21 protein-coding genes are annotated in these 25,459 nt (G+C 70.4%); 13 read left to right on the forward strand and 8 right to left on the reverse strand.

Annotated elements, in window-relative coordinates; genetic code table 11:
• Nucleotides 1-40: 40 nt before the first annotated feature.
• The gene (locus ABN034_RS20100; RefSeq protein WP_349692520.1) at nucleotides 41-517 is read right to left on the reverse strand and encodes an RrF2 family transcriptional regulator; all 477 of its coding nucleotides are present in this window, start codon (nucleotides 515-517) and stop codon (nucleotides 41-43) included.
• A gap of 262 nt (nucleotides 518-779) precedes the next feature.
• Between ABN034_RS20100 and purS the strand changes: the two genes are divergently transcribed.
• The 4 genes from purS to ABN034_RS20120 all read left to right on the forward strand — a co-directional run bounded on the left by purS (nucleotide 780) and on the right by ABN034_RS20120 (nucleotide 4,818).
• On the forward strand, nucleotides 780-1,043 hold the full coding sequence (purS, locus tag ABN034_RS20105; RefSeq protein ID WP_349692679.1) for a phosphoribosylformylglycinamidine synthase subunit PurS: 264 nt from the start codon (nucleotides 780-782) through the stop codon (nucleotides 1,041-1,043).
• A 264-nt stretch (nucleotides 1,044-1,307) separates the two neighbouring features.
• Nucleotides 1,308-1,994 carry a phosphoribosylformylglycinamidine synthase subunit PurQ gene (gene purQ / locus ABN034_RS20110; RefSeq protein WP_349692521.1) on the forward strand — a complete coding sequence of 229 codons (687 nt, stop codon included), beginning with the start codon at nucleotides 1,308-1,310 and terminating at the stop codon, nucleotides 1,992-1,994.
• A 316-nt stretch (nucleotides 1,995-2,310) separates the two neighbouring features.
• Nucleotides 2,311-4,617 carry a phosphoribosylformylglycinamidine synthase subunit PurL gene (gene purL / locus ABN034_RS20115; RefSeq protein WP_349692680.1) on the forward strand — a complete coding sequence of 769 codons (2,307 nt, stop codon included), beginning with the start codon at nucleotides 2,311-2,313 and terminating at the stop codon, nucleotides 4,615-4,617.
• A gap of 39 nt (nucleotides 4,618-4,656) precedes the next feature.
• Nucleotides 4,657-4,818 (forward strand): hypothetical protein, encoded by a 162-nt coding sequence (locus ABN034_RS20120; RefSeq protein WP_349692522.1) that lies wholly within the window; start codon nucleotides 4,657-4,659, stop codon nucleotides 4,816-4,818.
• A gap of 5 nt (nucleotides 4,819-4,823) precedes the next feature.
• On the opposite strand, the gene ABN034_RS20125 is transcribed toward ABN034_RS20120, so the two are convergent.
• Nucleotides 4,824-5,222 (reverse strand): hypothetical protein, encoded by a 399-nt coding sequence (locus ABN034_RS20125; RefSeq protein WP_349692523.1) that lies wholly within the window; start codon nucleotides 5,220-5,222, stop codon nucleotides 4,824-4,826.
• Between the two features lie 178 nt (nucleotides 5,223-5,400).
• Here ABN034_RS20125 and ABN034_RS34480 point away from each other — a divergent pair, with 178 nt between their 5' ends.
• On the forward strand, nucleotides 5,401-5,607 hold the full coding sequence (locus ABN034_RS34480) for a nucleotidyltransferase domain-containing protein (protein ID WP_502879067.1): 207 nt from the start codon (nucleotides 5,401-5,403) through the stop codon (nucleotides 5,605-5,607).
• A 7-nt stretch (nucleotides 5,608-5,614) separates the two neighbouring features.
• Here the strand turns inward: ABN034_RS34480 and ABN034_RS20130 are convergent, their stop codons facing one another.
• The 3 genes from ABN034_RS20130 to ABN034_RS20140 form a co-directional block, all read right to left on the reverse strand.
• Nucleotides 5,615-6,325 carry a class F sortase gene (locus tag ABN034_RS20130; RefSeq protein WP_349692524.1) on the reverse strand — a complete coding sequence of 237 codons (711 nt, stop codon included), beginning with the start codon at nucleotides 6,323-6,325 and terminating at the stop codon, nucleotides 5,615-5,617.
• A 78-nt stretch (nucleotides 6,326-6,403) separates the two neighbouring features.
• A complete protein-coding gene (locus ABN034_RS20135; protein WP_349692525.1) occupies nucleotides 6,404-7,216 on the reverse strand; it encodes a hypothetical protein in 813 nt (270 codons plus the stop codon).
• A gap of 481 nt (nucleotides 7,217-7,697) precedes the next feature.
• The gene (locus ABN034_RS20140; RefSeq protein WP_349692526.1) at nucleotides 7,698-8,150 is read right to left on the reverse strand and encodes a hypothetical protein; all 453 of its coding nucleotides are present in this window, start codon (nucleotides 8,148-8,150) and stop codon (nucleotides 7,698-7,700) included.
• Between the two features lie 657 nt (nucleotides 8,151-8,807).
• Here ABN034_RS20140 and lon point away from each other — a divergent pair.
• Nucleotides 8,808-11,264, forward strand: a complete 2,457-nt coding sequence (gene lon / locus ABN034_RS20145; RefSeq protein WP_349692527.1) for an endopeptidase La — start codon at nucleotides 8,808-8,810, stop codon at nucleotides 11,262-11,264.
• Nucleotides 11,265-12,398: 1,134 nt separating this feature from the next.
• Entirely contained in the window at nucleotides 12,399-13,751 is a 1,353-nt protein-coding gene (locus tag ABN034_RS20150) for a cytochrome P450 (protein ID WP_349692528.1), read from the forward strand.
• A 118-nt stretch (nucleotides 13,752-13,869) separates the two neighbouring features.
• On the opposite strand, the gene ABN034_RS20155 is transcribed toward ABN034_RS20150, so the two are convergent.
• A complete protein-coding gene (locus ABN034_RS20155) occupies nucleotides 13,870-15,486 on the reverse strand; it encodes an alkaline phosphatase D family protein (protein WP_349692529.1) in 1,617 nt (538 codons plus the stop codon).
• 458 nt (nucleotides 15,487-15,944) lie between these two features.
• Between ABN034_RS20155 and ABN034_RS20160 the strand changes: the two genes are divergently transcribed.
• Nucleotides 15,945-16,349, forward strand: coding sequence for a sterol carrier family protein (locus ABN034_RS20160; protein WP_349692530.1), 405 nt, complete (start codon nucleotides 15,945-15,947; stop codon nucleotides 16,347-16,349).
• A gap of 197 nt (nucleotides 16,350-16,546) precedes the next feature.
• The gene (locus ABN034_RS20165) at nucleotides 16,547-18,811 is read left to right on the forward strand and encodes a RecQ family ATP-dependent DNA helicase (RefSeq protein ID WP_349692531.1); all 2,265 of its coding nucleotides are present in this window, start codon (nucleotides 16,547-16,549) and stop codon (nucleotides 18,809-18,811) included.
• A gap of 33 nt (nucleotides 18,812-18,844) precedes the next feature.
• Here the strand turns inward: ABN034_RS20165 and ABN034_RS20170 are convergent, their stop codons facing one another.
• Nucleotides 18,845-19,738 (reverse strand): sulfite exporter TauE/SafE family protein, encoded by an 894-nt coding sequence (locus ABN034_RS20170; RefSeq protein WP_349692681.1) that lies wholly within the window; start codon nucleotides 19,736-19,738, stop codon nucleotides 18,845-18,847.
• 252 nt (nucleotides 19,739-19,990) lie between these two features.
• Here ABN034_RS20170 and ABN034_RS20175 point away from each other — a divergent pair, with 252 nt between their 5' ends.
• From ABN034_RS20175 to ABN034_RS20190, 4 genes are all read left to right on the forward strand, one after another.
• On the forward strand, nucleotides 19,991-21,340 hold the full coding sequence (locus tag ABN034_RS20175) for a dipeptidase (protein ID WP_349692532.1): 1,350 nt from the start codon (nucleotides 19,991-19,993) through the stop codon (nucleotides 21,338-21,340).
• A 282-nt stretch (nucleotides 21,341-21,622) separates the two neighbouring features.
• Entirely contained in the window at nucleotides 21,623-23,176 is a 1,554-nt protein-coding gene (locus tag ABN034_RS20180) for a 3-hydroxyacyl-CoA dehydrogenase (RefSeq protein WP_349692533.1), read from the forward strand.
• A gap of 247 nt (nucleotides 23,177-23,423) precedes the next feature.
• Nucleotides 23,424-24,095: an RNA polymerase sigma factor gene (locus ABN034_RS20185; RefSeq protein ID WP_349328322.1), complete on the forward strand. Its 672-nt coding sequence runs from the start codon at nucleotides 23,424-23,426 to the stop codon at nucleotides 24,093-24,095.
• Nucleotides 24,092-24,634 (forward strand): hypothetical protein, encoded by a 543-nt coding sequence (locus ABN034_RS20190; RefSeq protein WP_349692534.1) that lies wholly within the window; start codon nucleotides 24,092-24,094, stop codon nucleotides 24,632-24,634. Before ABN034_RS20185 ends, ABN034_RS20190 begins: the two co-directional genes overlap by 4 nt.
• A 207-nt stretch (nucleotides 24,635-24,841) precedes the next feature.
• Here the strand turns inward: ABN034_RS20190 and ABN034_RS20195 are convergent, their stop codons facing one another.
• Nucleotides 24,842-25,447 (reverse strand): hypothetical protein, encoded by a 606-nt coding sequence (locus ABN034_RS20195; RefSeq protein ID WP_349692535.1) that lies wholly within the window; start codon nucleotides 25,445-25,447, stop codon nucleotides 24,842-24,844.
• Between the last annotated feature and the right edge of the window lie 12 nt (nucleotides 25,448-25,459).

Here is a 25,459-nt window from a genome sequence, read left to right on the forward strand (position 1 = left end):
CGCTGACGGGAGCGTGGCGGGCGCTCAGACCTTCAAGCGTTCAGGCGTTCAGCAACCGCCTGGTGCGATCACGGACCGCGGGCGCCTTCCGCTCCACGTCGGCCTGTACGTCGGCAAGGGTCTGCCGGGCAAGTTCGCGACGCCAGGCGAGCTCCGCGGTCCCCACCGCGTGGGCTATCACGCACGTGTCCGTGTAGTCGTCGGTGGGATCGCTTCCCGGCCCGCGACGACGGATCTCGGTACACCGGAAGGCCGGGTCGCGCCCCTCGATCGCGACCACCACATCGAGCAGGGTGATCGCGTCGAGGTCGCGGGCCAGCTGGAAACCACCTCGGGGCCCGGACGTCGAGACCACGATCCCTGCCCGGGCCAGGGCCTGCAGCTGCTTGTTGAGGTACGCCGTCGGCAGTTCGTAGAACTCGGCCAGCCTCGCGGCAGTCACCCGGTGCTCAGGCCCGACCCAGGCCAGGTTCAAGCAGCTGTGGAGCGCCCACTCGACGCCCTCGCTCATCCGCATATCTGGAGCTTACGTATCCAGGACATGTGGCTCGCCGACACCGGGCCGCCGGCGGGCGCCGGCGGGCGCCGGCGGGGCGCCGGACGGGTGGCGCGGCAGCGGCGGCGGCGCGGCCGGGCCACCTGTGACCGGCTACCGACTCTTCCGGCCGCGGGAACCCAGACGTTCGCCCGGGTGGCGCCGCACGGACCATCGGCCACCGCTCGATACGCTGGCGGCACGTCGTCTTGTCATGAGATCTGCAGGTGAGGAGCGTGCGACTGTGGCCAGGGTCGTCGTCGATGTGATGCCGAAACGGGCGATCCTCGACCCGCAGGGTCGGGCCGTCGTCGGAGCACTGGGCCGGCTGGGCTTCGCCGGCATCTCCGACGTACGCCAGGGCAAGCGGTTCGAACTCGAGGTGGAGGGCGATCTGACCGAGGAGCGCCTTGCGGAGCTTCGGCGGGCCGCCGAGACGCTGCTCGCCAACACCGTGATCGAGGACTTCACGGTCCGGGTCGAGACCGTCGGTGCGGAACCCGCATGAGCGCGAGGAGCCCCCACGGAGGTACGCCGAGGTACGAGGTGTGCCGGAGTGAGGCACCGCAGCGGCCATGCAAAGGGGGCACGGCATGAGCGCGAGGAGCCCCCACGCAGGTACGCCGAGGTACGAGGTGTGCCGGAGTGAGGCACCGCAGCGGTCATGCGAAAAGGGGAACGGCATGAGCGCGAGGAGCCCCCACGCAGGAACGCCGAGGTACGAGGTGTGCCGGAGTGAGGCACCGCAGCGGTCATGCAAAAGGGGAAGAGCATGAGCACTCGGATCGGCGTCGTCACGTTCCCCGGTTCGCTCGACGACCGGGATGCCCGGCGGGCGGTGGAGATCGCGGGCGGCGAGGCCGTCGCGCTCTGGCACGCCGACACCGACCTCGGCGGCGTCGACGCGGTGGTGCTGCCGGGCGGCTTCTCCTACGGCGACTACCTGCGGTGCGGTGCGATCGCCCGCTTCGCCCCGATCATGACGCCGGTCATCGAGGCCGCCCGGGACGGGCTGCCGGTGCTCGGCATCTGCAACGGCTTCCAGGTCCTGTGCGAGTCCCACCTGCTGCCGGGGGCGCTCGTCCGCAACGATCGCCGCAAGTTCGTCTGCCGCGACCAGCCGCTGCGGATCGAGAACGCCGGCACCGCGTGGACGTCGGCGTACTCCGCCGGCCAGGAGATCGTCATCCCGATCAAGAACGGCGAAGGTGGCTTCGTCGCCGACGAGGCGACGCTGGACCGAATCGAGGCCGGCGGCCAGGTCGTCGTCCGCTATGCCGGTGACAACCCGAACGGCTCCTACCGCGACATCGCCGGCATCTGCAACGAGGCGGGCAACGTCGTGGGCCTGATGCCGCATCCCGAGCACGCGGTCGAAGAGCTGTGTGGACCTACGACCGACGGCCTCGGGTTCTTCGCCTCGCTCCTGCGCCAGTTCGTCCCCGCGACGTCTCCGTGACGGCGATCGCGCGCCACAGCGCCGACAAGCGCTCGATCGGCAACCCCCTGCTCCAGCCCCCTCCCCGTGATCATGATCGTGATCGTGAAGCGTTTCGGGGCGTATGGACCCGTTTTCTTTCATGATCAGGAAGAACCCTCCTCGACACCATGCCAGCCAGAACCCGCGGGACACCGAGGCGGTCGAAACAGTCACTCTCCGCAGGAAGGCGAGCCGGTACGGGACGCCCCGAGGCGGGAGGAGCGGTTCTGGATAGCGTGGGGCCTGTCGTACGCGCCCCATCGCCCCTCGTCCGGACGGAGTGCCCCAGGTGACTGTGACCGTCGACACCGTGAAGTACGCCGCGGACAACCCGGACCTCGAACAGCCGTATCGCGAGCTCGGTCTGAAGGACGAGGAGTACGCACGGATCCGCGAGATCCTCGGCCGCCGCCCGACGAGCTGCGAGCTGGCGATGTACTCCGTCATGTGGAGCGAGCACTGCTCCTACAAGTCGAGCAAGGTGCACCTGCGCAAGTTCGGCGATCTGCCTACCGAGACGAGCCTCGGCAAGCTTCTCGCCGGCATCGGGGAGCAGGCCGGTGTCGTCGACGTCGGGCAAGGCTACGCGGTGACGTTCAAGATCGAGTCGCACAACCACCCGAGCTACGTCGAGCCCTACCAGGGTGCGGCCACCGGCGTCGGCGGGATCGTCCGCGACATTCTCGCGATGGGCGCGCGCCCGGTCGCGGTGATGGACAGCCTGCGCTTCGGCCCCGCGGAGGCGCCCGACACCCACCGCGTCCTGCCCGGCGTGGTCGCGGGCGTCGGTGGTTACGGCAACTGCCTTGGCCTGCCCAACGTGGGTGGCGAGGTGGTCTTCGATCCGTCGTACGCCGGAAATCCGCTCGTCAACGCGCTCTGCGTCGGGGTGCTGAGGCACGAGGACCTGCACCTCGCCAAGGCTTCCGGCGTCGGTAACCAGGTGATCCTCTACGGCGCCAAGACCGGCGGCGACGGCATCGGTGGGGTGTCGGTGCTCGCGAGCGAGACGTTCGACGCGGCCTCGGGCGACGGCACCAGCGGCCCGGCCAAGCGCCCGAGCGTCCAGGTCGGCGACCCGTTCATGGAGAAGCTGCTGATCGAGTGCACGCTCGAACTCTTCGCCGAGGACGTCGTCGTCGGCATCCAGGACCTCGGTGGTGCCGGCCTCTCCTGCGCGACGTCCGAGCTGGCGTCGGCCGGTGAGGGCGGGATGCGGGTCTGGCTCGACCGCGTACCCCTCCGCGACTCCTCGCTCGCGCCCGAGGAGATCCTCATGAGCGAGTCGCAGGAACGCATGATGGCCGTGGTGGCGCCCGGCGACGTCGAGAAGTTCCTCGCGATCTGCGCCAAGTGGGACGTGCCCGCCACGGTGATCGGCGAGGTCGAGGACACCGGCCGGCTGACCGTCGAATGGCAGGGCCACACGGTCGTCGACGTACCCCCACGGACGGTCGCGCACGAGGGTCCCGTCTACGAACGCCCGGTACTCCGCCCGCTCTGGCAGGACGACCTGCAGGCCGACGGCCCCGACGTCCTCGCCCGGCCGGTCCTCGAGGAGGACATCCGCGCGGTCCTGCTCCAACTGGTGGCCTCGGCCAACCTCAGTGACCGGTCGTGGGTCACCGACCAGTACGACCGCTACGTCCTCGGCAACACCGTCCTCGCCCAGCCCGAGGATGCCGGCATGATCCGGGTCAGCGAGGACACCTCCCTCGGGGTCGCGCTCGCCACCGACTGCAACGGGCGCTACGCCAAGCTCGACCCCTACGCAGGTACGCAGCTCGCGCTCGCGGAGGCCTACCGCAACGTCGCCGCCACTGGCGCCCGGCCCCTTGCGGTGACCGACTGCCTCAACTTCGGCTCGCCGGAGGACCCGGGCGTCATGTGGCAGTTCGGGCAGGCGACGGAGGGTCTCGCCGACGGCTGCCGCACGCTCGGGCTGCCCGTCACCGGCGGCAACGTGAGCTTCTACAACCAGACCGGCGAGCAGGCGATCCTGCCGACCCCGGTGGTCGGGGTGCTCGGCGTGATCGACGACGTGGCCACGCGCGTGCGGCACGGCTGGCGCACGCCCGGCGCCGAGATCTACCTGCTGGGCACGACGCGGGAGGAGTTCGGCGGGTCCGAATGGGCCCACGTCGTCCACGGGCATCTCGGCGGCACACCGCCGACGGTGGACCTCGACGCCGAACGCGCCCTCGCCGACGTCCTCATCGAGGCCGGCCGGGCCGGTGTCGTCGAGGCGGCGCACGACCTGTCCGACGGCGGGCTCGCCCAGGCGGTCGTGGAGTCCTGCCTGTCCTCGGGCCTCGGCGCGCGACTCACGCTTCCGGCGGAGCTGGGTCCGTTCGTGGCGTTGTTCAGCGAGTCCTCGGCCCGCGCGGTTGTCGCCGTACGTACGCAGGACAAGCAACGGTTCGCCGACCTGTGCGCGGCCCGGGGCGTGCCGTCGACCCTGATCGGGGTCGTGGAGGCGGGCGGTGACGATGCCGCGCTCGTGGTCGGCGACGGCGGGACCGGCGCGCGGTTCCATGTCTCGCTGGCCGAGCTGCGGGCGGCGTGGTCCGGGACGCTACCCGCGCTCTACGAGCAGAGCTGAACCGCCTGCCTTCTTCCCGTTCGGGCCGATGCCCGCCGAGTGGCGGCCGCCAAGCGGGCGGCGGCTGGCGGTTGGCCGCCAAGCGGGCGGATGTTGGTGGCTGGCGGGCGGATGCTGGCGGTGGGCGGGCGGATGCTGGCGGTGGGCGGGCGGATGCTGGCGAGCCGCCACCCCGGACCTGGGTCGATCCAGAAGGCGTAACGGGCTCAGCCGAGGTCAGGGCCGGAGAAGAGCCAGCGGACGAGGAGTAGCAGCAGGCCGACGACGATCACGACGGCCGGGAGCGCCTGGAGGAGACCCGGCCACCGCCGAGCACCACAGGCGCGCATGATGGCAACGACCCCGCAGCTCATGACGAACACGGTGACGGCGGCAGGAAAGATGATCATCAACGAGATCATGAAGTACCAGCTGCCGGCCCGCACGGGGTCGACACCGGGCACGCTGAAGAAGTCGAAACCGACGGCGCCGAGGGTGACGGCGAGGAGCGCACCGACGAGAATCATGGCCCACAGGTAGCCGCGCCCGCCCTTCGGAATGGGCGGCGGCAGCGGACTGAGAGTGCCGGCGCTGTGACTTGACGATGAGGTGGCATTGCCTGGCATGGAGTTCCTTCCCCGGTTCGGCACTTAGATGGTAATGCCGAACATGGACAGTGGACCGGATCAGTCGCCGGTGGATCACGGCGGCCGACCTTCTGGAGGCGTACGAGACGCCATGGCGGTCAGGCGGCAGCCCGAGACGCTGAGAAACCTGCGCAGACGCGATGCCCTGGCGTCGCGCATGTGCGCCTTGCTGCGGCGGGACCAGCGGGTCGTTGCTGTCGAAGCGTACGGAAGTCTGGCAGCTGGCCGCGCCGACCGCTACTCAGATATCGACCTCGTAGTCCCGGTCGACGGCGCCGGCGGCGCGGTTGGGGCAGATGCTGGACCTGTGTGTGGCGCGGGCAGCGTGGGGCGCCCTGCGAGGCGGTGTACGAGCGCTGCGTGAAGCACCGCTAGCTTGGCGGAGCGTAGTCACGCAGGAGGCGTTCCCACCCGGTGGCCGGTGTGCGGTGCCAGGAGATCATGTGGGCGTACACGATGATGTTGTCTGACCAGCCGGTCTTCTTGTCGAAGCTGCCACCGCAGGTGATCAGCCGGAGTTCGGATCGGCTACTGGGCGCGTATATCTGATCCGCCGGGAACTGGTCCTTGGGCTGGATCGACGCCCCGTCGACGCGGTAGACGACCGCGATGCCATCGCGGCGGGTGACCGTGACGGTCTCGCCGCGACGCAGGGCCCCGAGATCGTAGAAGACAGCGGCGCCGCTGTACCTGGAGTCCAGGTGGCCCACGATCACGGTGCGGCCAGGTTGACCGGGGGTCGCGCCAGGGGTGTACCAGCCGGCGAGATGCGGCTTGTTCGCTGGCGGTACGTCGATGGCACCGTTGCTCGCATTGCCGACCCCACCGAGCGGCGCCGAGACGCCGATCGAGGGAATGTCCAGGCGTGTCGGCGCTGATCGTGAGTCCAGCAGTGACGGCGACGGACTGGACGCAGGAGCCTGCGCCCGCGCCTGGGACGCGGCCGACGTCGGCCGGTCGCGCTTAGGTACTGCGGACGCCGCCTCCGGCTGCGGTGGCGGTGTGGTCGTGACCGGCATGGGCGGTGGCGCAGGTCGCCCGAGAGTGTCCGCCGCAACCATGCCGAAGCCACTGATCGCCATGAGCACGAGCAAAACCATGGCGGTCCCCCGCCCCCAATGCTGGGGGCGGAGGACCAGCCGCAGATTCGACCGCACTTGTTACGCCTCGGCCGTGCCGTGGCCACGCCGGCGAAGCAGCATGACGGTTCCGGCGGTCAACGCCAGACCGAGCATCCCAGCGCCGGCCATTGCCGTCGGACCCACACCGGCGGAAGCCGACGCTGACGCGCCGTCTCCGGTATTGGGCCCAGTGCTGGACAGCGACGGGCTCACCTCACGAGGCTCGTTAGCGGCCTCGTTGCTTTCCGGCAGCGGCGTGAGCTCATCGAACTCCTCGCAGCGTGGATCGCCGTTCGGCAGCTCGCCATTCGGGTCGAACGGGAACTCTTCGTTATCCGGGTTCACGGTGCAGACCGTCTGCCAAACCCTTTGTGCTGCGTTGTTCACGGCGTCCTTCACCGAGTGACCATCGGTGACGATCGTGACGTGGAGAGAGTTACCCTGAACCGCGACCGTCGCGCAGATCACGTTCTCGGGAATAGGTGTGGGCTCGGTGTCTGCCGTTTCGACAAACTGAATCCACGGGTCGACAGTCCCTGCTCCTCGGTTTTCCTTCCATATCCACAGCTGTCCCTTCTCAGGGACGTAGGCCAGGATTTTGTCGTTGCCTTGAAAGGTGGAGTCGATACAGAGAGCCTTCTTCTTGTGGTCCTTCCCGCCATTATGCGGTGTACCATCCGCGGCGTACGACTGAGTGGCGGTGCCCAGTCCGATGGCGGTCGCAGCGCTCGCCGATGCTGGCGACGACAGCGCCACCAACCCGCCGAGTACCAGAGCCGCGCCGATGCGAGCACCAGAGGTCCTGCGGTTGATCAGGCCGCGCAGCAACCTGCCCAACGGTAACGTCTTCACCCGACTTCCCCCCATGTGAGACTTGTTGTGCCTTCACCACAATGACGCAATCCGTTCGTTTGCCAGGTCGGAAGGTCTGGCAATTTGGATTTACATCGCAATGGTGTCCGCCTTGAAGTACCCAGCCCTTGCCGAACATCACTTGCGGGCAAAATCGGCAAAGAGCACAAAGAGCATTGGGCGACGAGCAAAGCGGCCACGAACCAGCTGGGCACAATGCCGCATTTCCAGGAGGTGCGACCAATTCGCCTTCTTGAATCCCTCGCATATCCGGCGGAGGTAAAGGCGCATTTTTGGCGCTCTTGAGGACCATTCAGGCGCCCACCAACCGGTCAGGCACACGGCATTGGGTATCACGGAACGACTGTCGCCGGAATCAAGCGGGCCTGGGGCCAGTCACCGATTCCTGACGGTTCCGAGGAATCCAGAGTCGCCGATCGTGACACCACGACAATCGGAACGATCCACCCCAAAAGCACTACTAGAGGCCGACCACGGCGATCGTGCCCGAAGCGGCCAGGACGGTGGCCGCCGCCAGCGCACCCTGAGCTGCGCCGGCCCAGCGCCTGGCCGGACTGAGCTGCAGGAGCAGGACGACCAGCCAGGCGACACCGGTCGCGAGCGCCGCGAACGGCGCCGACATGAACGCGAGCAGCACGGCCCCGTCGCGCTGGGTGAGCGTGCAGCCGAATCCGAGGCCTTCGCACTGGCCGCCCCCCACCTGATCTCTCGGCCAGGACCACGCGAGCAGGGCGAGGATCGCCAGAACATACGGACCGAGGGTGAAGACGGTGGACCACGCCAGACCGCCGCCGGCGGCCGCTCCGGCGTTCGACCCCTGAACGGACGGACGCTGAGCGGACGGGCGCTGCACGGTCGAGCCCCTGTCGCTCCCCTCGAGACCCGCCGGGACCGGCCGCTGTTCGATGTCCATCGGGCAAGAGTGGCGGAGGACCAGTCGAGGGACATCCGTACGGATACTCAGGTCGTACTCAGCACTACTGCGCAAAGAGGACCCCGGGCCGCGCGGGTCAGCACGGGGAGCGGCCGCGAGGCGCCGACGCTAGGAGCCCTCCGTCGCCACATTTCGGTCGGGTCCGACATGGGTCTCATCGGCCAGGGCCGGCGAACTGATCAGGAGGGTTGCCACAACGGCGATTGCGACAAGGCCGGAGCGCCACACCTGGCGGCAGGCGGCGAGTCGGGCCGGGTGGCCTTCACCCTTTCCCGGGGCAGCGATGTGCAGGTGGTTCATCGTGGACCTCCAGATCCCTTCGTTGGCACGTGGCAATGCACCAGGGGGAAGGGCCGAGGCCGGGGCCCTTCCCCCGTCGTGGCTGCACACGGGGCGCGAACGGGTGGGGGACCCGTGGCCACCGCGGCAGAACGTCAGTGGTCGCCGGAGGGACAGGAGGCGGCGACCACCCGACATCGGTCACCAGGCTTGTGCGGAGCGGGTGACCAGGAATGACGCTAGTGGTCGGAGGGGTTGCCCCGTGGAGACGCGGCCAGCATCTGTGGACAACGTTCGCATCTCATTTCTTCGAAGCATCCGGGAATGCATGTAAGCGTGTAATCGGTTGTGGTGGGCATGACCACGCTGACACTCCCACTGCTCTTCCTGGCCGACACCGTCGTCCTTCCCGGCATGGTCGTGCCCGTGGAGCTCGACGGTGACCGCCAGGCCGCCGTCGACGCGGCCCGGCTCGCCGCCCGTGGCACCACGCCGGCCGGTGCCTCACGTCCAGACTCTTCGTACGAATCCGGCAGGTCGTACGAATCCAACGGATCCGGCAAGCGCGACACGACCGATGAGACGCCCAGGGTCCTCGTCGTACCCCGCCTCGACGGGAAGTACGGCGCAGTCGGCGCCATCGCCGAGATCGCCCAGGTCGGCCGCCTTCCCACCGGCGAACCGGCCGTCGCCCTCCGCGCCACCGGGCGCGCGAAGGTCGGCGTCGGCGTCAACGGACCCGGCGCGGCCCTGTGGGTCGAGGCCGAGGTCCTCGACGTCCCCGCGCCAGATGACGCGACCCGCGAGCTGGCCCGGGAGTACAAGTCCGTCCTGGTCTCGATCCTCACCGCCCGCGACGCCTGGCAGGTCGTCGACGCCGTCCAGCGGATGAACGACCCGAGCGAGCTCGCCGACGCGGCCGGCTACGCCTCGTGGCTCGAGACCGACAAGAAGGTCCGGCTTCTCGAGACCCCCGACACCCGCGAGCGCCTCACGCTTCTCCTCGAATGGACCCGCGCCCATCTGGCCGAGCTGGAAGTCACGGAGAAGATCCGCGACGAGGTGCGGGACACGATGGACAAGACCCAGCGGGAGTACGTCCTGCGCCAGCAGCTCGCGGCCATCCGCAAAGAGCTCGGTGAGGACGACCCCGAGGGCGCCGACGACTACCGGTCCCGCGTCGAGGCCGCCGATCTGCCGGAGAAGGTCCGCGAGGCCGCTCTCCGCGAGGTCGACAAGCTCGAACGCACCTCCGAGCAGTCACCGGAGGTCGGCTGGATCCGTACCTGGCTCGACACGATCCTCGACCTTCCCTGGAACGTACGGACGGACGACACCACGGACATCACCGGCGCCCGTGAGGTCCTCGACGCCGACCACGCCGGGCTCGACGACGTGAAGGACCGGATCGTGGAGTACCTCGCGGTGCGTTCGCGGCGGGCGACCCGAGGCCTGCAGGCCGTCGGCGGCCGGGGCTCCGGTGCCGTCCTGGCGCTGGTCGGCCCACCCGGCGTCGGCAAGACCTCGCTGGGCGAGTCGGTGGCGCACGCGCTCGGCCGGAAGTTCGTCCGGGTGGCGCTCGGCGGTGTCCGCGACGAGGCCGAGATCCGCGGTCACCGGCGTACGTACGTCGGCGCGATGGCCGGACGTATCGTCCGCGCCATCAAGGAGGCCGGTTCGATGAACCCGGTCGTCCTGCTCGACGAGGTGGACAAGGTCGGCTCCGACTTCCGAGGCGACCCCGCGGCCGCCCTCCTCGAGGTGCTCGACCCGGCGCAGAACCACACGTTCCGTGACCACTACCTCGAGGTGGAGCTGGACCTGTCCGACGTCCTGTTCCTCGCCACCGCGAACGTTGCCGACACCATCCCGCCGGCGCTGCTGGACCGGATGGAGCTCGTCGCGCTCGACGGGTACACCGAGGACGAGAAGGTCGCCATCGCGCGGGACCACCTGCTGCCGCAGGCACTCGACCGGGCCGCGCTGTCTGCCGACGACGTGGCAGTGGAGGACTCCGCCCTTCGTACGGTAGCGGCCGACTACACCCGGGAGGCAGGGGTCCGCGGGCTCGAACGCGCGATCGCGAAGATCCTCCGCAAGGTCGCGACCGCGCTGGCCACCGACCGCGCGAGCGCTCCGGTCCGCGTGGCCGCCGACGACGTGAAGGTCTACCTCGGCAAGCCGAGGTTCCTGCCCGAGTCGGCCCGCGACGGCTCGACCCCGGGTGTCGCGACCGGGCTCGCGGTGACGGGTGCCGGCGGTGACGTGCTGTACGTCGAGGCCGCCACGATGGCGGGCGAGCCGGGTCTCACATTGACCGGCCAGCTCGGCGACGTGATGAAGGAGTCGGCCCAGATCGCCGTGTCGTACCTGCGGGCGCAGGGCGCCGGACTCGGCGTACCGACCGACGCGCTCGCCGACCACCGCGTCCACGTGCACGTGCCCGCGGGTGCTGTACCCAAGGACGGCCCGTCGGCCGGCGTGACGATGACGGCGGCGCTGGCGTCGATGTTGTCCGGACGGCCGGTACGCCCGGAGGTCGGTATGACCGGCGAGGTCTCGCTGACCGGACGGGTGCTACCGATCGGCGGCGTCAAGCAGAAGTTGCTGGCCGCGCACCGGGCGGGACTCACCGAGGTGATCCTGCCGCGGAAGAACGAGCCCGACCTCGACGATCTGCCTGCGGGAGTCCTCGCCGACCTCACCGTGCATCTCGTCGACGACGCCGCCGAAGTCGTCCGGCTCGCGCTCCGGGACAGCTCCGAGCTGGCGCCGGGGACGGACGAACAGGTCGGGACCGGCAAGGCGGCTTAGGCCCCTGCCCACCGGGCCGGAGGCCGCCCAGGCCCTGCCGCCGGGTCAACGAGAGCCGTCGCCACCTTGCCTGTGTGCCGGGGTGGCGACGGCTCTCCCGCACGCTGTCGTTCACCGCCGACGGCCCGGGGACCTTCGCACGAGGCGAAGCCGACCCCGGGCCGAAACGAGTACCCACATCCAGCCCCCCGGCCGTACGTCCGGACGCGGAACCCGGCCGAGGTGATGGAGGGACGCTTACCACCACGGCACGGCGGCCACCGGATTCCCTTTGGCCTGGGTGGCCGTCGGGCGACCAGGAACCGGTGGACCTGTGATGAGCGACGCGCCGCCCCCTCAGGTGACGGCAGCAGGCCGCCGGTGGGTGCCGGCGGCGGGCTGCTGCTTCGTCCGCCGCGTCGCTCATGTCAGCGAGTTTCGCGTCCATCGCGGTGCGCCCGAATCCGCTGGCGTACTCAACATCGACACCGCACGCGTACTCGGTTGGCCGCGAGCGCGACCGCCGACTCCGACAGGCCCTCTCGCCGTCGCCGAGGACACAGCCGCCCCGCCTTGGCCTACGCACTTGAGAGATTGGCGGCACCTGCCGCGTGGGACCGCCGTCGGCCCGGGCGAGCACGCGCGAGGCGAAGCCCGGCCCGGGCCGAACTCGGATCCGTACGCCCGCAAACCCCCGTCGTCTTCCAGCGCGGGCGGACCCGGCCGCGGTGGTGGAGGAAGAAGGAACCACCCCGGCTTGGCGGCCACCGGTTCCGTCGGCCTGTATGGCCGTAGGGCAACCTGGAACCGGCGGTCTTGGCGAGCGGTACCGAGCAGCACCACTCGAGAACCCGAGCCTCGCGGCTCGGCCGCCGACGATCACCCGTCGGCGTACTCAATCCGGACTGGGCCACTCCCACCAGCGTCGTGAGTGTTCCGGCTCATCGGCGCTCGACGCGTACGTAGCCCACCGGCGTGGCAGCTTCCTGCCTCCGGCCACGGCTCGGAGCACGGCGTGCGGCCCGATCGTTACCGGGATGGCGTGCGGTCCGGAGGTCGTCGACACCGGCCGGGCGACACCGGACGGGCGCAGCCGGCGGACGGATCGGTCCCATGCGCTGGCCGGACCGACCGTCAGCAGGAGGTGGGTAGCTCATGACAGTGGCCAACGGCGACACCGAGACGGCGGCGGCCCGTGCGAAGGCCGCGCTCGCACTGACCGGCCGGCTGTGGAGGCAGCGGTTCGGCGTGTGGTGGCTCGGCCGCGTCAGGGGCGACACGCTCAGCCGGGTCTGGCTTCCGGCCGGAATCCTCGATCCGTACCCCCTCTACGCGCGGCTACGTGCCGAGGGTCCGCTGCCGCGCAGCCGGACCGGGGCCTGGGTCGCTGCCCGACACCAGGTGGCCAACCAGGTCCTGCGTGACCGTAGGTTCGGCGTCCGGGAGAAGTGCGCCCCCTACCCGCCGGCGGACGACGCCAGGGGGCCGACCTCGGGCAACACAGCTCTCGACGAGTCAAGGCCCGAGTGGGACATGTCGTTCCTCGAGCTCGATCCGCCCCACCATTCCCGGCTACGGCGGCTCGTCGCGCCGGCGTTCGGTCCTCGCATGATCGCGGGCTACCGCGAACGCATCGAGCGTACGACCCACGAGCTCCTCGACAAGGCGCTCGCGAACGGTGAGTTCGACCTGATCAGGGACTTCGCTACTCCGCTGCCGATCGCGGTGATCAGCGACCTGCTGGGGATCCCGGACGTCGACGTGGACCGATTCTCGCGGTACGGCAACATCGTCGGGGCGTCCCTCGACGGCGTCCGCTCCGTTCGGCACGCCCGCGAGCTGCACGAGGCGAAAGCCGACCTCAACGCACTCTTCAGCCGCCTCGTCGAGCAACGCCGCACCGAACCCGGCGACGACGTGATCAGTCGCCTCACCGGGCCACTGGACGAGGAGACACTCAACGGCCGGGAGCTGCTCAACACAGCGCGGCTGCTCCTGGTCGCCGGGTTCGAGACGACCGTCAACCTGATCGGCAACGGCATGCTGGCCCTCCTCGCGCACCCCGACCAGTGGGAACGCCTCCGCGCTGACCCCTCGCTGGCGCCGGGCGTGGTCGAGGAGGTGCTGCGGTACGACCCGCCCGTCCAGGGCACCACCCGGATCGCCCACGAGGAGATCGAGCTGGCGGGGCGCACGGTCCGGCCCGGCCAGTGGGTCGTCGTCCTCCTCGGCGCGGCCGGCCGGGACGCCGAGGTCTACGACGGCCCGGACCGGTTCGACATCGCGCGCCAGACCGGCGTCGAGCATCTGGCGTTCTCGAGTGGGATCCACTACTGCGTGGGCGCGCCGCTGGCCAGGCTGGAGGGTGAGATCGCCTTCCGGGTCCTGGCCGAGCGCCTTCCCGAGCGGGTCCGTGCGGGTCCGGTTCACCGGCGTACGTCGTTCACGATCCGGGGCTTGTCCCGGTTTCCCCTTCAGCTCCGCCACCCCGCCTCGACCACCCCGTGATCATGATCGTGATCATGAAGGTCGTCGGCGTATCCGCCGCGCTTCCTTCACGATCATGGGGCACTCCATGACCACGGGGCACGTTCACCGCTACGGCAAGGGACGCGCCGATCCTGGCTCAAGAAAGCTCGACGCCCCGACGGCCAGCCTCGACCACGAAACGCTTGGCCGCCGACACCGACCCGTCCTCCACGGCCACCGCGGACGCGACTCGCAACGTCGCCACGATCGCCTCGCGGTCGACGTCGCACACCACGTAGCCACGCCGACCGTCGCCGTACTTCCAGTAGGGCGACTCCGCGATGATCTGGTCCCAGGTCCCGTGCCAGTCCGCGGGAGCCAGGTCCCCGCCGGACGAGATCGAGGTCCCCACGATCTCCGCGCCGACCACGCGCGCCTCGGGATCGTCGAAGTCGGTGGTCAGGTCGCAGGCCATCGTGAAGTGCCGGTCACCGGTCAGCACCACCGGGTTGGCGACTCGCGACGAGCCGAGGACCTCGAAGAGCCGCCTTCGCTGGGCGCGGTAGCCGTCCCACGGGTCCGTCCACAGCACCTGCTCCGGTCCGGCCTTCCGGTCGGTCTGTGCCATCGGCGCCTGGTTGGCGAGGAGGTTCCAGCGTTGCCGACCGCTGGTCAGCCCGCCGACGAGCCAGGCCTCCTGGTCCGAACCCGTCATGGTGCGCGCCGGGTCGTCGGCCTCGTCCGGCGTGGTGGGCTGGTCGCTTCGGTACTGCCGAGTGTCGAGCACGTGGATCCGCGCGAGGTCGCCCCAGCTGAACCGGCGGTACGCCTGGATGCTGGCGCCCTCCGGCGCGACGGACCTGCGTACCGGCATGTGTTCGTACCACGCCTGGAACGCCGCCGCCCGGCGCTCCCGGAACTCCTCGGGCGCCTGTTGGTCAGGGTCCTGCGGCACCGGTCCGGCCCAGTCGTTGTCGACCTCGTGGTCGTCGAACGTCACGATCCACGGGCAGGCGGCGTGCGCCGCGCGGAGGTCGGCGTCGGTCTTGTAGCGGGCGTAGCGGTTGCGGTACTCGACCAGCGAGAACGGCTCGCCTTCGCCCTCGTGCCGGCGTACGCCCGTGTCCGACGGCGGCGACTCGTAGATGTAGTCGCCGAGGAACGCCACCAGGTCGAGGTCCTGTTCGGCGAGGTCGCGATGGGCGACGTAGAAGCCCTGCTGGTAGTTCTGGCAGGAGGCGTACGCAAGCCGCAGCCGGCGGGGCGACGTTCCGGCGGCCGGCGCCGTACGGGTCCGCCCGACCGACGAGACCTCCGTGCCGGCACGGAAGCGGTAGAAGTACTCACTTCCCGCCCGCAGGCCGCCGGGCTCCACGTGAACGCTGTGGCCGAACTCCGGACGTGCGTGCGCTGTGCCCCGGCGCACGGACCGACGGAAGCGCTCGTCGGTGGCGATCTCCCACTCCACCGGTATCGCCCGGTCCGGCATGCCGCCGCCTTCCAGCGGGTCGGGCGCGAGGCGGGTCCAGAGCACGACGGAGTCCGGCCAGGGGTCTCCGGAGGCCACGCCGAGCCCGAAGAGGTCGGTGGGCAGGCTGCGGGTGACGGCGCCGGGTGCGGCGAAGCGCGAAGGTGTGGTGGCGGCGATGCGGCCGGCGGACTGCCGGACGGGAGCGGCGCTCGCCGTGCCGAACGCCGGCACGACGCCGGTGAGTGCGGCTCCGACGGACACGCCGCCCAGGGTCAGTAGACGTCGACGGGACAGCTCAGACATGGGTGTCTCCGCGGGAAGAAGGGGTGGTCAGGCGTCGCGTGCGGCGGTGCACGGCAGGACGAGCGGGACAAGCGAGACCAGACGGGACCAGCGAGACCAGACGGGACCAGCGAGACCAGACGGACCAGCGGGACCAGGCGGACCAGCGGGATCAGACACCTCAGAGGCTGACGAACAGGACCGAACGTCATCGGGACCGCAGATGGCGCCACAACGGGCACCTGGTGAACGCTTGGTCGCTCTCCGTCGCAGGCGTGACGCGCACGAGACCGGCGGCGAACGAGTGGTGAAATCCCGGGGTGTCCCCAGCCGCCGGAGACCTGTCCGAAGGTCGCGAGCGTGGGACGGGATCCGTTCGTACGGGACAACTCCCGATCGACGAGTACCCGGCCAGTCGGGAGACGGGGAGCCGCGAGCCAGGCGACTCCCCGTGGAGTTGGTCATCTAGGCTCCGGCAGGTGCCTTCCCGCCTCCGGCCGGCAGACCCGGACGAAGCCGCCGCCGCACTGAGCCGGGTCCTCGGGGCGCTCGACGCCCTCGACGCCCAGACCGAGCCGGACCGCGATGACCTACGTCTGCTGGTCCGCCACTTCCTCGCGCTGCTCGCCGGCAAGGCGCCGGGCAGGTCGGTGGAGGTGCGGGTTCCGCCGTACGCCGCGATCCAGTGCGTCCCCGGCCCGCGACACACCCGCGGTACGCCACCCGGCGTTGTGGAGATGGATCCGGTGACGTGGATCCTGCTCTGCGCCGGAAGGCGTACATGGCATGACGCCGTGCACGAGGGCGCCGTTCATGCCAGCGGCGAGCGCACCGACCTCTCCGGGTACCTCCCGCTGTCCGTCCCGCGGAGCGGGAACAGCTAAATCGGAGAAAATTCTTGCCGAACCACGGAACCGTTCGAGGATCGACGCCGTCTGATCGCCGGTGGTCCGAAGCCATCTGGAGAAGCCCCTCGCGACACCCCCCGACGTGAGGGGCTTTTCTATGCCCGGAGCCCCACGCCACCGATTCACCTCACGCCGCCGATGCCCTGTCGGACCGGGGGGCTAGCGTCGGCGGAGTGACCGACGAACTCACGGCCTCGCCCGACCAGCTCCGCCAGGACGCCGACGACCTGCTGCGGCGGCTCGTCGGTACGCCCGAGGCGACGTTCCGCGACGGGCAGTGGGAAGCGATCGAGGCACTGGTCGCGCAGCGCAGGAGGGTCCTCGTCGTCCAGCGCACCGGCTGGGGCAAGTCGGCGGTCTACTTCGTCGCCACCGCGCTCCGCAGGAGCCAGGGCGCCGGTCCGACGCTGATCGTGTCGCCGCTCCTCGCCCTGATGCGCGACCAGGTAGCAGCCGCCGAGCGTGCTGGCATCCGTGCGTTGACCATCAACTCCGCCAATGCCGAGGAGTGGACCGACATCGCCAAGGCGCTGGCCGTCGACGAGGTCGACGTCCTGCTGGTGTCGCCCGAACGCCTCAACAATCCCCGGTTCCGCGAGGAGCAGCTGCCCGACCTCGCCGCCCGCGCCGGACTCCTCGTCGTCGACGAGGCCCACTGCGTCTCCGACTGGGGACACGACTTCCGCCCCGACTACCGCCGCATCCGCGACCTGCTCGGCGACCTGCCGGACGACACCCCTGTCCTCGGCACGACCGCCACCGCCAACGCACGGGTCGTCGCCGACGTCGCCGAGCAGCTCGGCGGTGGCGAGGTCCTCACCCTGCGCGGCCCGCTCGCCCGTGACAGCCTGCGGCTCGGCGTACTCCGGCTCCCCACCGCACAGATGCGACTCGCGTGGCTGGTCTCGCACCTCGACGAGCTGACGGGCAGCGGCATCATCTACACCCTCACGGTGAGCGCCGCCGACGACATCGCCGCGCTGCTGCGCGACGCCGGTCATGTCGTCCGCGCCTATACCGGACGTACGGATGACGCCGAACGCCGAGCGGCCGAGGAAGCGCTGCGCGACAACCAGGTGAAGGCACTCGTCGCGACGTCCGCACTCGGGATGGGGTTCGACAAGCCCGACCTCGGGTTCGTCGTCCACGTGGGGGCGCCCGCGTCCCCGATCGCCTACTACCAGCAGGTGGGCCGCGCGGGCCGGGCGACCGAACGGGCCGACGTGCTGCTCCTGCCCGGCATCGAGGACGTCGACATCTGGCGCTACTTCGCCACCGCGTCCATGCCGCGACAGGTCCAGGCCGACGCCGTCCTCACCGCCCTCGCCGAGGCGGGGCGACCAATGTCCGCGGCAGCGCTCGAGGCGGTCGTCGACATCCGGCGTACCCGGTTGGAGCTCCTGCTCAAGGTCCTCGACGTCGACGGCGCGGTGCGGCGGGTCTCCGGTGGCTGGACGGCGACCGGCGAGCCGTGGACCTACGACGCGGAGCGCTACGCACGAGTGACGGCGGCCCGCGAGGCCGAAGCCCAGTCGATGCTGGACTACATCGCCAGCGAGGACTGCCGGATGGCCTATCTCCAGCGGGTCCTCGACGACCCCACCCTGGATGGCTACGCTCCCGGTAGCTCCCCTCTCGACGACCGCGACCGCTCCGTCGGCGGTGCGTCGTACGTCGTCGGCGACCACGCAGCCGCGGATCCCGGTCATGCCGAGCAGAGGACCGGCCGGTGTGGACGCTGCGACCGGTGCGCCGAACCCTGGTACCCCAGTGACGTCTCGACCGAGGCCCAGCAGGCGGCGACCGGCCAGCTGGCGCGGGTCGGCGTGGCGATCGAGCCGCGCGCGATGTGGCCGGGCGGCATGGACCGGCTCGGTGTCGACGTCCGCGGCAAGATCCCGGTCGACGAGCGGGCCACGTCGGGCCGTGCCGTCGCTCGACTCACCGACCTCGGTTGGGGTCAGCGGCTCCGCGAGATCCTGGCGCCCCATGCGGCCGACGAGCCGGTGCCGGACGCCGTCCTCACCGCGTGCGTCGACGTCCTGCGTACCTGGGGATGGGAGCGCCGGCCCACCGGCATCGTCGCGGTCGGGTCGCGGCGGCGGCCAGCGCTCGTGGGTTCGCTCGCAGCGGGTCTCGCCCGGATCGGCCGGCTGCCCCTGCTCGGAACGCTCACCCCCGTCGACGGCGGCCCGACCGGGGAACCCGGCGGCAACAGCGCGTTCCGGTTGGCGGGTGTGTGGGACCGGCTCGCCGTCCCGCCGGATGTCCGCGATGGTCTGGCATCGGTGGCGGGGGACACCGCGGGTTCCGGGCCGACCATCCTGTTGGTCGACGATCTCGTCGACTCACGATGGACGTTGACCGTGGCCGCGAGGGCCCTCCGCCACGCCGGGGCGGGCGAAGTCCTCCCCTTCGCCCTCGCCGTCGTCGCCTGACCAGAGGGACCGACCGGGTCCGGGTCGTCCGCGCTAGGCGGGGACGACTTCCTCCGCCTCGCCGGCGAGCGTGGCGCGCTCGGCCCGGTGGCTGCGCACCGACCACAGGACCGCCGCGACCCACAGCGCCGCGATGAGGATGTACGCCGTCGCCTGCGTCGGAGTCGGAGCGGCTACCCAGTCCGACTGCAGGATGGTGCGTACGTTGGTCAGGACGATCACGCCACCCACGAGCGAACCGAGGATCCGGCCCGGGATGTGGCGAACCAGCCAGGCCGCGATCGGCGCGGCGATGAGACCGCCGATCAGCAGGGCGGCGACAGCGCTCAGTGGAATGCCCTCGGCACCGAGCCCGATCAGGAAACCGATGCTGGCGGCCACCGAGACGACGAACTCACTGGTGTCGACCGACCCGACGACCTTCCGTGGCTCCATGCGTCCGCTGGCGAGCAGGGCCGGCGTCGCGACCGGGCCCCAGCCGCCACCACCGGTGGAGTCGACGAATCCCGCGAAGATGCCGAGCGGGGCCAGGAACCGCTTGCGTACGGGCTTGCCCAGTTGACCACGCGGGGTGCCCCACGCGGTGAACCGGATCAGGATGTAGACGCCGAGCGCGAGGAGGATGCCCGACATGATCGGCGCGGCGGTCTCGGTCGAGAGCGCGCTCAGGAACGTGGCTCCGGCGAACGCCCCGACACCGCCGGGGATCGCGATGCGCAGCACGACGCGCCAGTCGACGTTGCCGAACCGCCAGTGCGAAGCACCCGACGCCAGCGTGGTGCCGATCTCAGCGAGGTGGACGGTGGCCGAGGCGGCGGCGGGCGCGGCGCCAGTGGCGAGGAGGAGCGTCGTCGACGTGACGCCGTACGCCATGCCGAGACTGCCGTCGACCAGTTGCGCGGCGAGCCCGACGAGGCTCAAGAGCACGAGTTTGCGCACGAGTGCGACCCCACTTCTCCGACAGTTCCTATACGAATGGTAGGCATTAGATTAGGGGACGGTTCGGCGAACACCTATCGGGCGTCCAGATGCAAAGACGAAACCCCACAAGGGGTGGCGTTTCATGCGTTCGGCGTAACGGGACAGCGACATCGAAAAGGGACGGAGGACTCCCCGGACGGTGCCAGCTCCGGGCCGCTGGGGCAGGTTCCTGCCGATCGAGGCGTACGCTGCGTGATCGTGATCGAAACCGACTCCCAGCGTGCCGTCAGCCGGGTCCTCCCGGGCGTCCGCGAGGTGCTCGAGCACCTGGTCAGGATCCCGTCGGTGAGTGCCAACCCCGCCGCGGCCGACGACGTACGACGCACCGCCGACGCGACCGCGCAACTCTTCCGTGACGAGGGCGCGGAGGTCGACATCCTCGAGGTCGAGGGCGGCCAGCCGGCCGTGCTCGCCCGCTTCCCCGCGCCGCCGGGCAAACCGACCGTCCTGCTGTACGCCCACCATGACGTCCAGCCGACGGGCGACCCTGCACTGTGGACGAGCCCGCCGTTCGAACCGACCGAACGCGACGGCCGGCTCTACGGCCGCGGCGCCTCCGACGACAAGGCCGGGATCGCGATGCATCTTGCCGCCATCCGGGCGTACGACGGAGCACCACCGGTCGGCGTCACCGTCTTCGTCGAGGGTGAGGAGGAGATCGGCTCGCCCACGTTGTCGGCGTTCCTCGAGACCTACCACGACCAACTCGCGGCCGACGTCATCGTCCTCGCCGACTCGGCCAACTTCGACATCGGCGTACCCGCTCTCACCACCACGCTGCGAGGCCTCGCGGACTGTGTCGTGGAGGTGCGCGCGCTCGACCACGGGGTGCACTCGGGGCAGTACGGCGGCGCCGCACCTGATGCTCTCACCGCTCTCTGCCGGCTCCTCGCGACCCTGCACGACGACGCGGGCAACGTCGCGATCAAGGGGCTGGCCACCGCGGAGCCGCCAGACGTCGACTATCCGGAGGACCGGTTCCGCGCCGAGGCGAGCGTCCTGCCCGGCGTCGAACTGCTCGGCACCGGCAGCATCGCCGAACGGATCTGGGCCAAGCCGTCCGCGACTGTCCTCGCGATCGACGCGCCCCGGGTCGCCGACGCGTCCAACACGCTGCACCCTGTCGCCCGGGCGAAGGTGAGCATCCGGCTGGCGCCGGGCGACGACGCCGTACGCGCCCGTACCGCGCTGGTTGACCACCTGCGCGCCAACGCGCCGTGGGGGTGTGAGGTCGAGGTCAGCGTCGGCGACGTCGGTGAGCCGTACTCCGCCAACGCAGAAGGCCCGGCCTATGACGCCGCGCGGGAGGCGTTCCGCGAGTCCTGGGGACGCGAGCCGGTCGACATCGGTATCGGCGGCACCATTCCGTTCATCGCGGAGTTCGCCCAGGCCTTCCCGGCGGCGGCGATTCTCGTCACCGGCGCGGCCGATCCGCACTCCCGGGCGCACGGCGCCGACGAGAGCCTGCACCTGGGCGAGTTCGGGCGGGCGTGCCTCGCGGAGGTCCTGTTGCTGTCCAAGCTCGCGAAGGCCACCAGCTCTCCCTGACGTGTCGTCGGCGCTCGCGACGTTGCGACGTAGCGGCGTTCCGACCGCACGGGCGCTCGCCCCCGCTCATGGCCATGGCGTTCCGACGTAGGAGTTCGCCCGCCCATGGCGTTCTGACTGACTCGACTCTCGCCGTGCCGGCCCGGCAAATGACCACGCTGAGCAGGACTGCGGTCTCCGGACAGGCGTCGACACCTGTCCAAGGTTCCACAGGCATGCTCAGCGTGGTCATTTCGGCCGGGTCAGGTGGCGATCATCACGACGTCCGACAGGATGGGCGGCATGGCGGAACTCCCTCGTTCAACCCCGGTCGGTGTCGTCGGTGCGGGCACGATGGGCGCCGGCATCGCACAGGTCGCGGTCGTCGCCGGCCACCGCGTCCGGTTGTACGACGCCCTCGACGGCGCGGCGGCCCGTGGCGTCGCACAGATCCACGCCCGCCTGGACCGGCTGGTCGAGAAGGAACGCATGACCGCCGCCGCGGCGGCCGACGCCAAGGCCCGGCTGGAGGCGGTCGACGCCCTCGACGCGCTGGCCACGTGCGGACTCGTCGTCGAAGCGATCGTCGAGCAACTTCCCGCGAAACGCGAACTCTTCGCCGCCTTGGAGAAGGTCTGCGCCGACACCGCCATTCTCGCCACCAACACGTCCACCCTGTCGGTGACCGCGATCGCCTCCGGCCTCCAGCATCCCGGACGTGTCACCGGCATGCACTTCTTCAACCCGGCTCCGCTGATGGCACTGGTCGAGGTCCCAGCGGGCGCCACCACCGACCCGGAGGTCGCGGCGACCGTTGCGGCGACCGCCACCGCCTGGGGCAAGACCCCGGTGCGCTGCGCGTCGACTCCGGGGTTCGTCGCCAACCGGGTCGCACGACCCTTCTACGGCGAGGCCATGGAGGTACTCGAGCAGGGCGGCGCCGACTGCGCCACGATCGACGTCGTACTCAGGGAGGCGGGCGGGTTCCCGATGGGTGCGTTCGAACTCGCCGACCTGGTGGGCAACGACGTCAACCTCGCCGTCGGCCGTTCGGTCTGGGAGCAAACGTTCGGCGACCCACGTTATGCGCCGTTCGTCGCACAGCAGCAGGTGGTCGACGCAGGCTGGTTGGGCCGCAAGACCGGCCGCGGCTGGTACGCCTACGACGGCTCCGAACGACCGCGGCCCCAGACCGCCGAGGCCCGGCCGGCACCCGAGCGGGTCACCTATCACGGCGGGTTCGCCGCCTGCTACGGACTGCTCGACCGGATCGCGGACTCCGGCGTGAGCGTGGAGCGGTACGACACAGGTCCGGCCGGAACACGCGCGGGATCAGGGGAGTTCGAACCCGGAGAGTCGGCGTACGGCATCGAACTCCCCAGCGGCGGCCTGGTCCTCGAAACGCTCGGCGAGCCGGCCACCGTCGACGGCGACGCGGTGGCCCTTGACTGGGTGGAGGACGCCGCCACGGCCAGCCGGGTCTGCCTCGCGCCCAGCGACACCTGCGAGGCAGCGACGCTCGACGAGGCCGTCGGGATGTTCCAGGCCGCGGGCCTCACCGTCAGCGTGATCGACGACGTACCCGCCCTCATCGTCGCCCGCACGATCAGCATGCTGGTCAACGAGGCCGTCGACCTGGTTGCCCGGCGCGAGGCGGCGGCCGAGGACGTCGATACCGCGATGCGCCTCGGCACCGGCTACCCCCAGGGTCCACTGGCGTGGGGTGACCGGATCGGCCCCGGCGTCGTCGCCGAGGTCCTCACCACGCTGGCGCGGGCGTGCCCTGGCGGGCGCTACCGACCGAGCCCGCTTCTGGTCCGAGCCGCCCACACCGGGCGTCCCCTCCGCGCCCTCTGAGCCGCGCGCCCCCTGAGCCGCGCGCCCGCTGCGGCGGCCCGCAGCCCCCGAGCTCGCCGCACCGCCGCAGCGCCGCACCGCCATGATCACCGGCGTTTCGGGGCGGTCGGGTGGCGCGAACATGACGAGTGACGACAAGAGCGGCGTGACGGACACTGGGGGCCGACCACCACGAAGGTTTCCCATGCCGAGAAGACGCTCAGCAAAAAGTTCGGAACCGCCCCCGACGTGTGGACATAGACCGGGTGTGGATCAGCTCGAGACCGGCGATGTCGCCGACGGAGAGCTCTGGCGCAGTGCCGCCAAGGGCGACCCGTCGGCGTTCGGTGCCCTTTTCGAGCGGCACGCCGACGCGGTCTACAACCACTGCTTTCGTCGTACCGGATCGTGGGAGGCGGCCGAGGATCTCGCCTCGGTGGTCTTCCTCGAAGCCTGGCGGCGGCGCCGTGACGTGTCCCTCAGCGGCGAGTCGATCCTCCCTTGGCTGCTCGCGGTTGCCAACAACGTCGTACGCAACCGCGACCGTAGCCTGCGGCGGCACCGTCGCCTCCTCGCGAAGCTTCCTCCCGCCGTGGTGGCGCCCGACCCGGCGGAAGAGGCCGCCTCGCGAGTGGACGACGAGCGTGCCATGCGGCGGGTGCTCCAGGTGTTCACCCGCCTACTGCCCGATGAGCAGGATGTGCTCGCGTTGTGCGTATGGGCGGGACTCAGCTACTCCGATGCCGCGGTGGCCCTCGGGATACCGGTCGGCACGGTGCGCTCCCGCCTCTCCCGCGCTCGCGAACACCTCCGGCGGCTCGCCGGGCTCGAGGTGGACGCGGGACATACGGGGGGTCCCGCGCCCACCCCGCGCCCGGCGGGTGCTCTCCCGACCCATCCGTCGTCGGCCAAATGTGGTGAACGGGGACTAATGACATGACCGACATCGACCGGATCCCGCCGCCACGCGCGATGCCGCGCGGGCGCCGTGACGCCATCAGGGAGGCGCTCGAAGCGGAGGTGAGCGGGACCCGCCGCCCATGGTGGCGGCGCTCCTGGCAGGGCGTGGCCGTGGGTGGCGGCGCACTCGCTCTGGTAGTCGCCGGCGGAGCCGCCACGGCCTACGTCGCGTTCAAGCCCGCCGAGGACAGGGCCAGCGTCCTCTGCTACGCCCAACCAGACCTGGATTCCGACAACGTCGCCGGAGCGCGGGTCGCGGTCGGCCGCAACATGCCGGCCGGCGCGAAGGAATCCGACAGCGGCACCGTCGCCATCGCCGATCCGGTGGAGGCGTGTGCACAAGCCTGGCAGGACGGCCAGATCAGTACCGACGGCGCCAGTGAGGTGCCGGAGGACTCGACGGCCAGGTACCAGGTCCCCAACCTCGTGGCCTGCACCCTCGAAGAGGGTGTTGCCGGGGTGTTCCCAGGTTCCCCCTCCACCTGTGAACGCCTCGGTCTCCCCCAGACCACGAGGTAAACCAGCGCAGGGATGGCCGCGCTGCCCCCGGGCGGCAGCGCGGCCATGGGGACCAACCACACTCAGCGGGTACGCCAGGCTCCTCAGCGAGAGCGGGTAGCCGGATCAGCGAGCGGAAGCTCGACCGGGCGAATTCCTCCGGACGGCACTCGTCCGTACGACCTACGCCGGGTGTCCACCGCTCTCGTTGTGAACGGGTGGTCGTCGTCAGATGAACTTGATCGACGACGTACGGTCGTTCATCGAACCCAGGGACGGGCAGTTCGCGTCACAGTAGGTGTAACTGCCGGTGTAACTCGTGCCGTCGTGATGCTTTCCGAGGCAGTTGGAGTACATCTTCGCCGAGGAGATCCGGTTGTTGAATCCCAGGTCAGCCATGCTGGGGAAGCCGTACCAGTCACCCGAGTAGCATCCGGTCCCGCTGGATCCGTAGAGCACGAGCGAACTGCCGCCGTAGCTACCGTTCTGGTACTCGACGCCGAGCAGCGGTCGTGCCACCTGACTCACTTCCGAAGAGACGGCGCCCGCGGACATGAGTTGCTTCTCACTGACACTGGTCGCGTCCGCGTCGAGCGCGACGCGTCCGCCGGTCGCGAAGTCGATCGCGGCGGCGAAGGTGTCGAAGCACGTCGGGGCGCTCGCCGACTCGGGTGCTGCCGTGGTGTCGTCGACCGAGGTGGCGTCAAGCGCGACGACGCAGTGGTCACCCGCTGCGTCGGCCGGACCGGTCGCCGCATGTGCGACCTGGCCCTGCCAGAAAACGAGAACCAGTGCTCCAAGCGCTGCCCACCACACACTTCGTTGGCGTCGCACGGCGGCCACCTC

Source organism: Actinopolymorpha sp. B11F2 (assembly GCF_040195635.1).
Classification (GTDB): domain Bacteria; phylum Actinomycetota; class Actinomycetes; order Propionibacteriales; family Actinopolymorphaceae; genus Thermasporomyces.

Excerpts from the sequence above, each read along its gene's own strand:
- ABN034_RS20100 (WP_349692520.1), bottom strand. The coding sequence starts at position 517 with ATGCGGATGAGCGAGGGCGTCGAGTGGGCGCTCCACAGCTGCTTGAAC.
- purQ (WP_349692521.1), top strand. The coding sequence starts at position 1,308 with ATGAGCACTCGGATCGGCGTCGTCACGTTCCCCGGTTCGCTCGACGAC.
- ABN034_RS20125 (WP_349692523.1), bottom strand. The coding sequence starts at position 5,222 with ATGCCAGGCAATGCCACCTCATCGTCAAGTCACAGCGCCGGCACTCTC.
- ABN034_RS34480 (WP_502879067.1), top strand. The coding sequence starts at position 5,401 with ATGTGCGCCTTGCTGCGGCGGGACCAGCGGGTCGTTGCTGTCGAAGCG.
- ABN034_RS20130 (WP_349692524.1), bottom strand. The coding sequence starts at position 6,325 with ATGGCGATCAGTGGCTTCGGCATGGTTGCGGCGGACACTCTCGGGCGA.
- ABN034_RS20140 (WP_349692526.1), bottom strand. The coding sequence starts at position 8,150 with ATGGACATCGAACAGCGGCCGGTCCCGGCGGGTCTCGAGGGGAGCGAC.
- lon (WP_349692527.1), top strand. The coding sequence starts at position 8,808 with ATGACCACGCTGACACTCCCACTGCTCTTCCTGGCCGACACCGTCGTC.
- ABN034_RS20150 (WP_349692528.1), top strand. The coding sequence starts at position 12,399 with ATGACAGTGGCCAACGGCGACACCGAGACGGCGGCGGCCCGTGCGAAG.
- ABN034_RS20155 (WP_349692529.1), bottom strand. The coding sequence starts at position 15,486 with ATGTCTGAGCTGTCCCGTCGACGTCTACTGACCCTGGGCGGCGTGTCC.
- ABN034_RS20180 (WP_349692533.1), top strand. The coding sequence starts at position 21,623 with ATGGCGGAACTCCCTCGTTCAACCCCGGTCGGTGTCGTCGGTGCGGGC.
- ABN034_RS20190 (WP_349692534.1), top strand. The coding sequence starts at position 24,092 with ATGACCGACATCGACCGGATCCCGCCGCCACGCGCGATGCCGCGCGGG.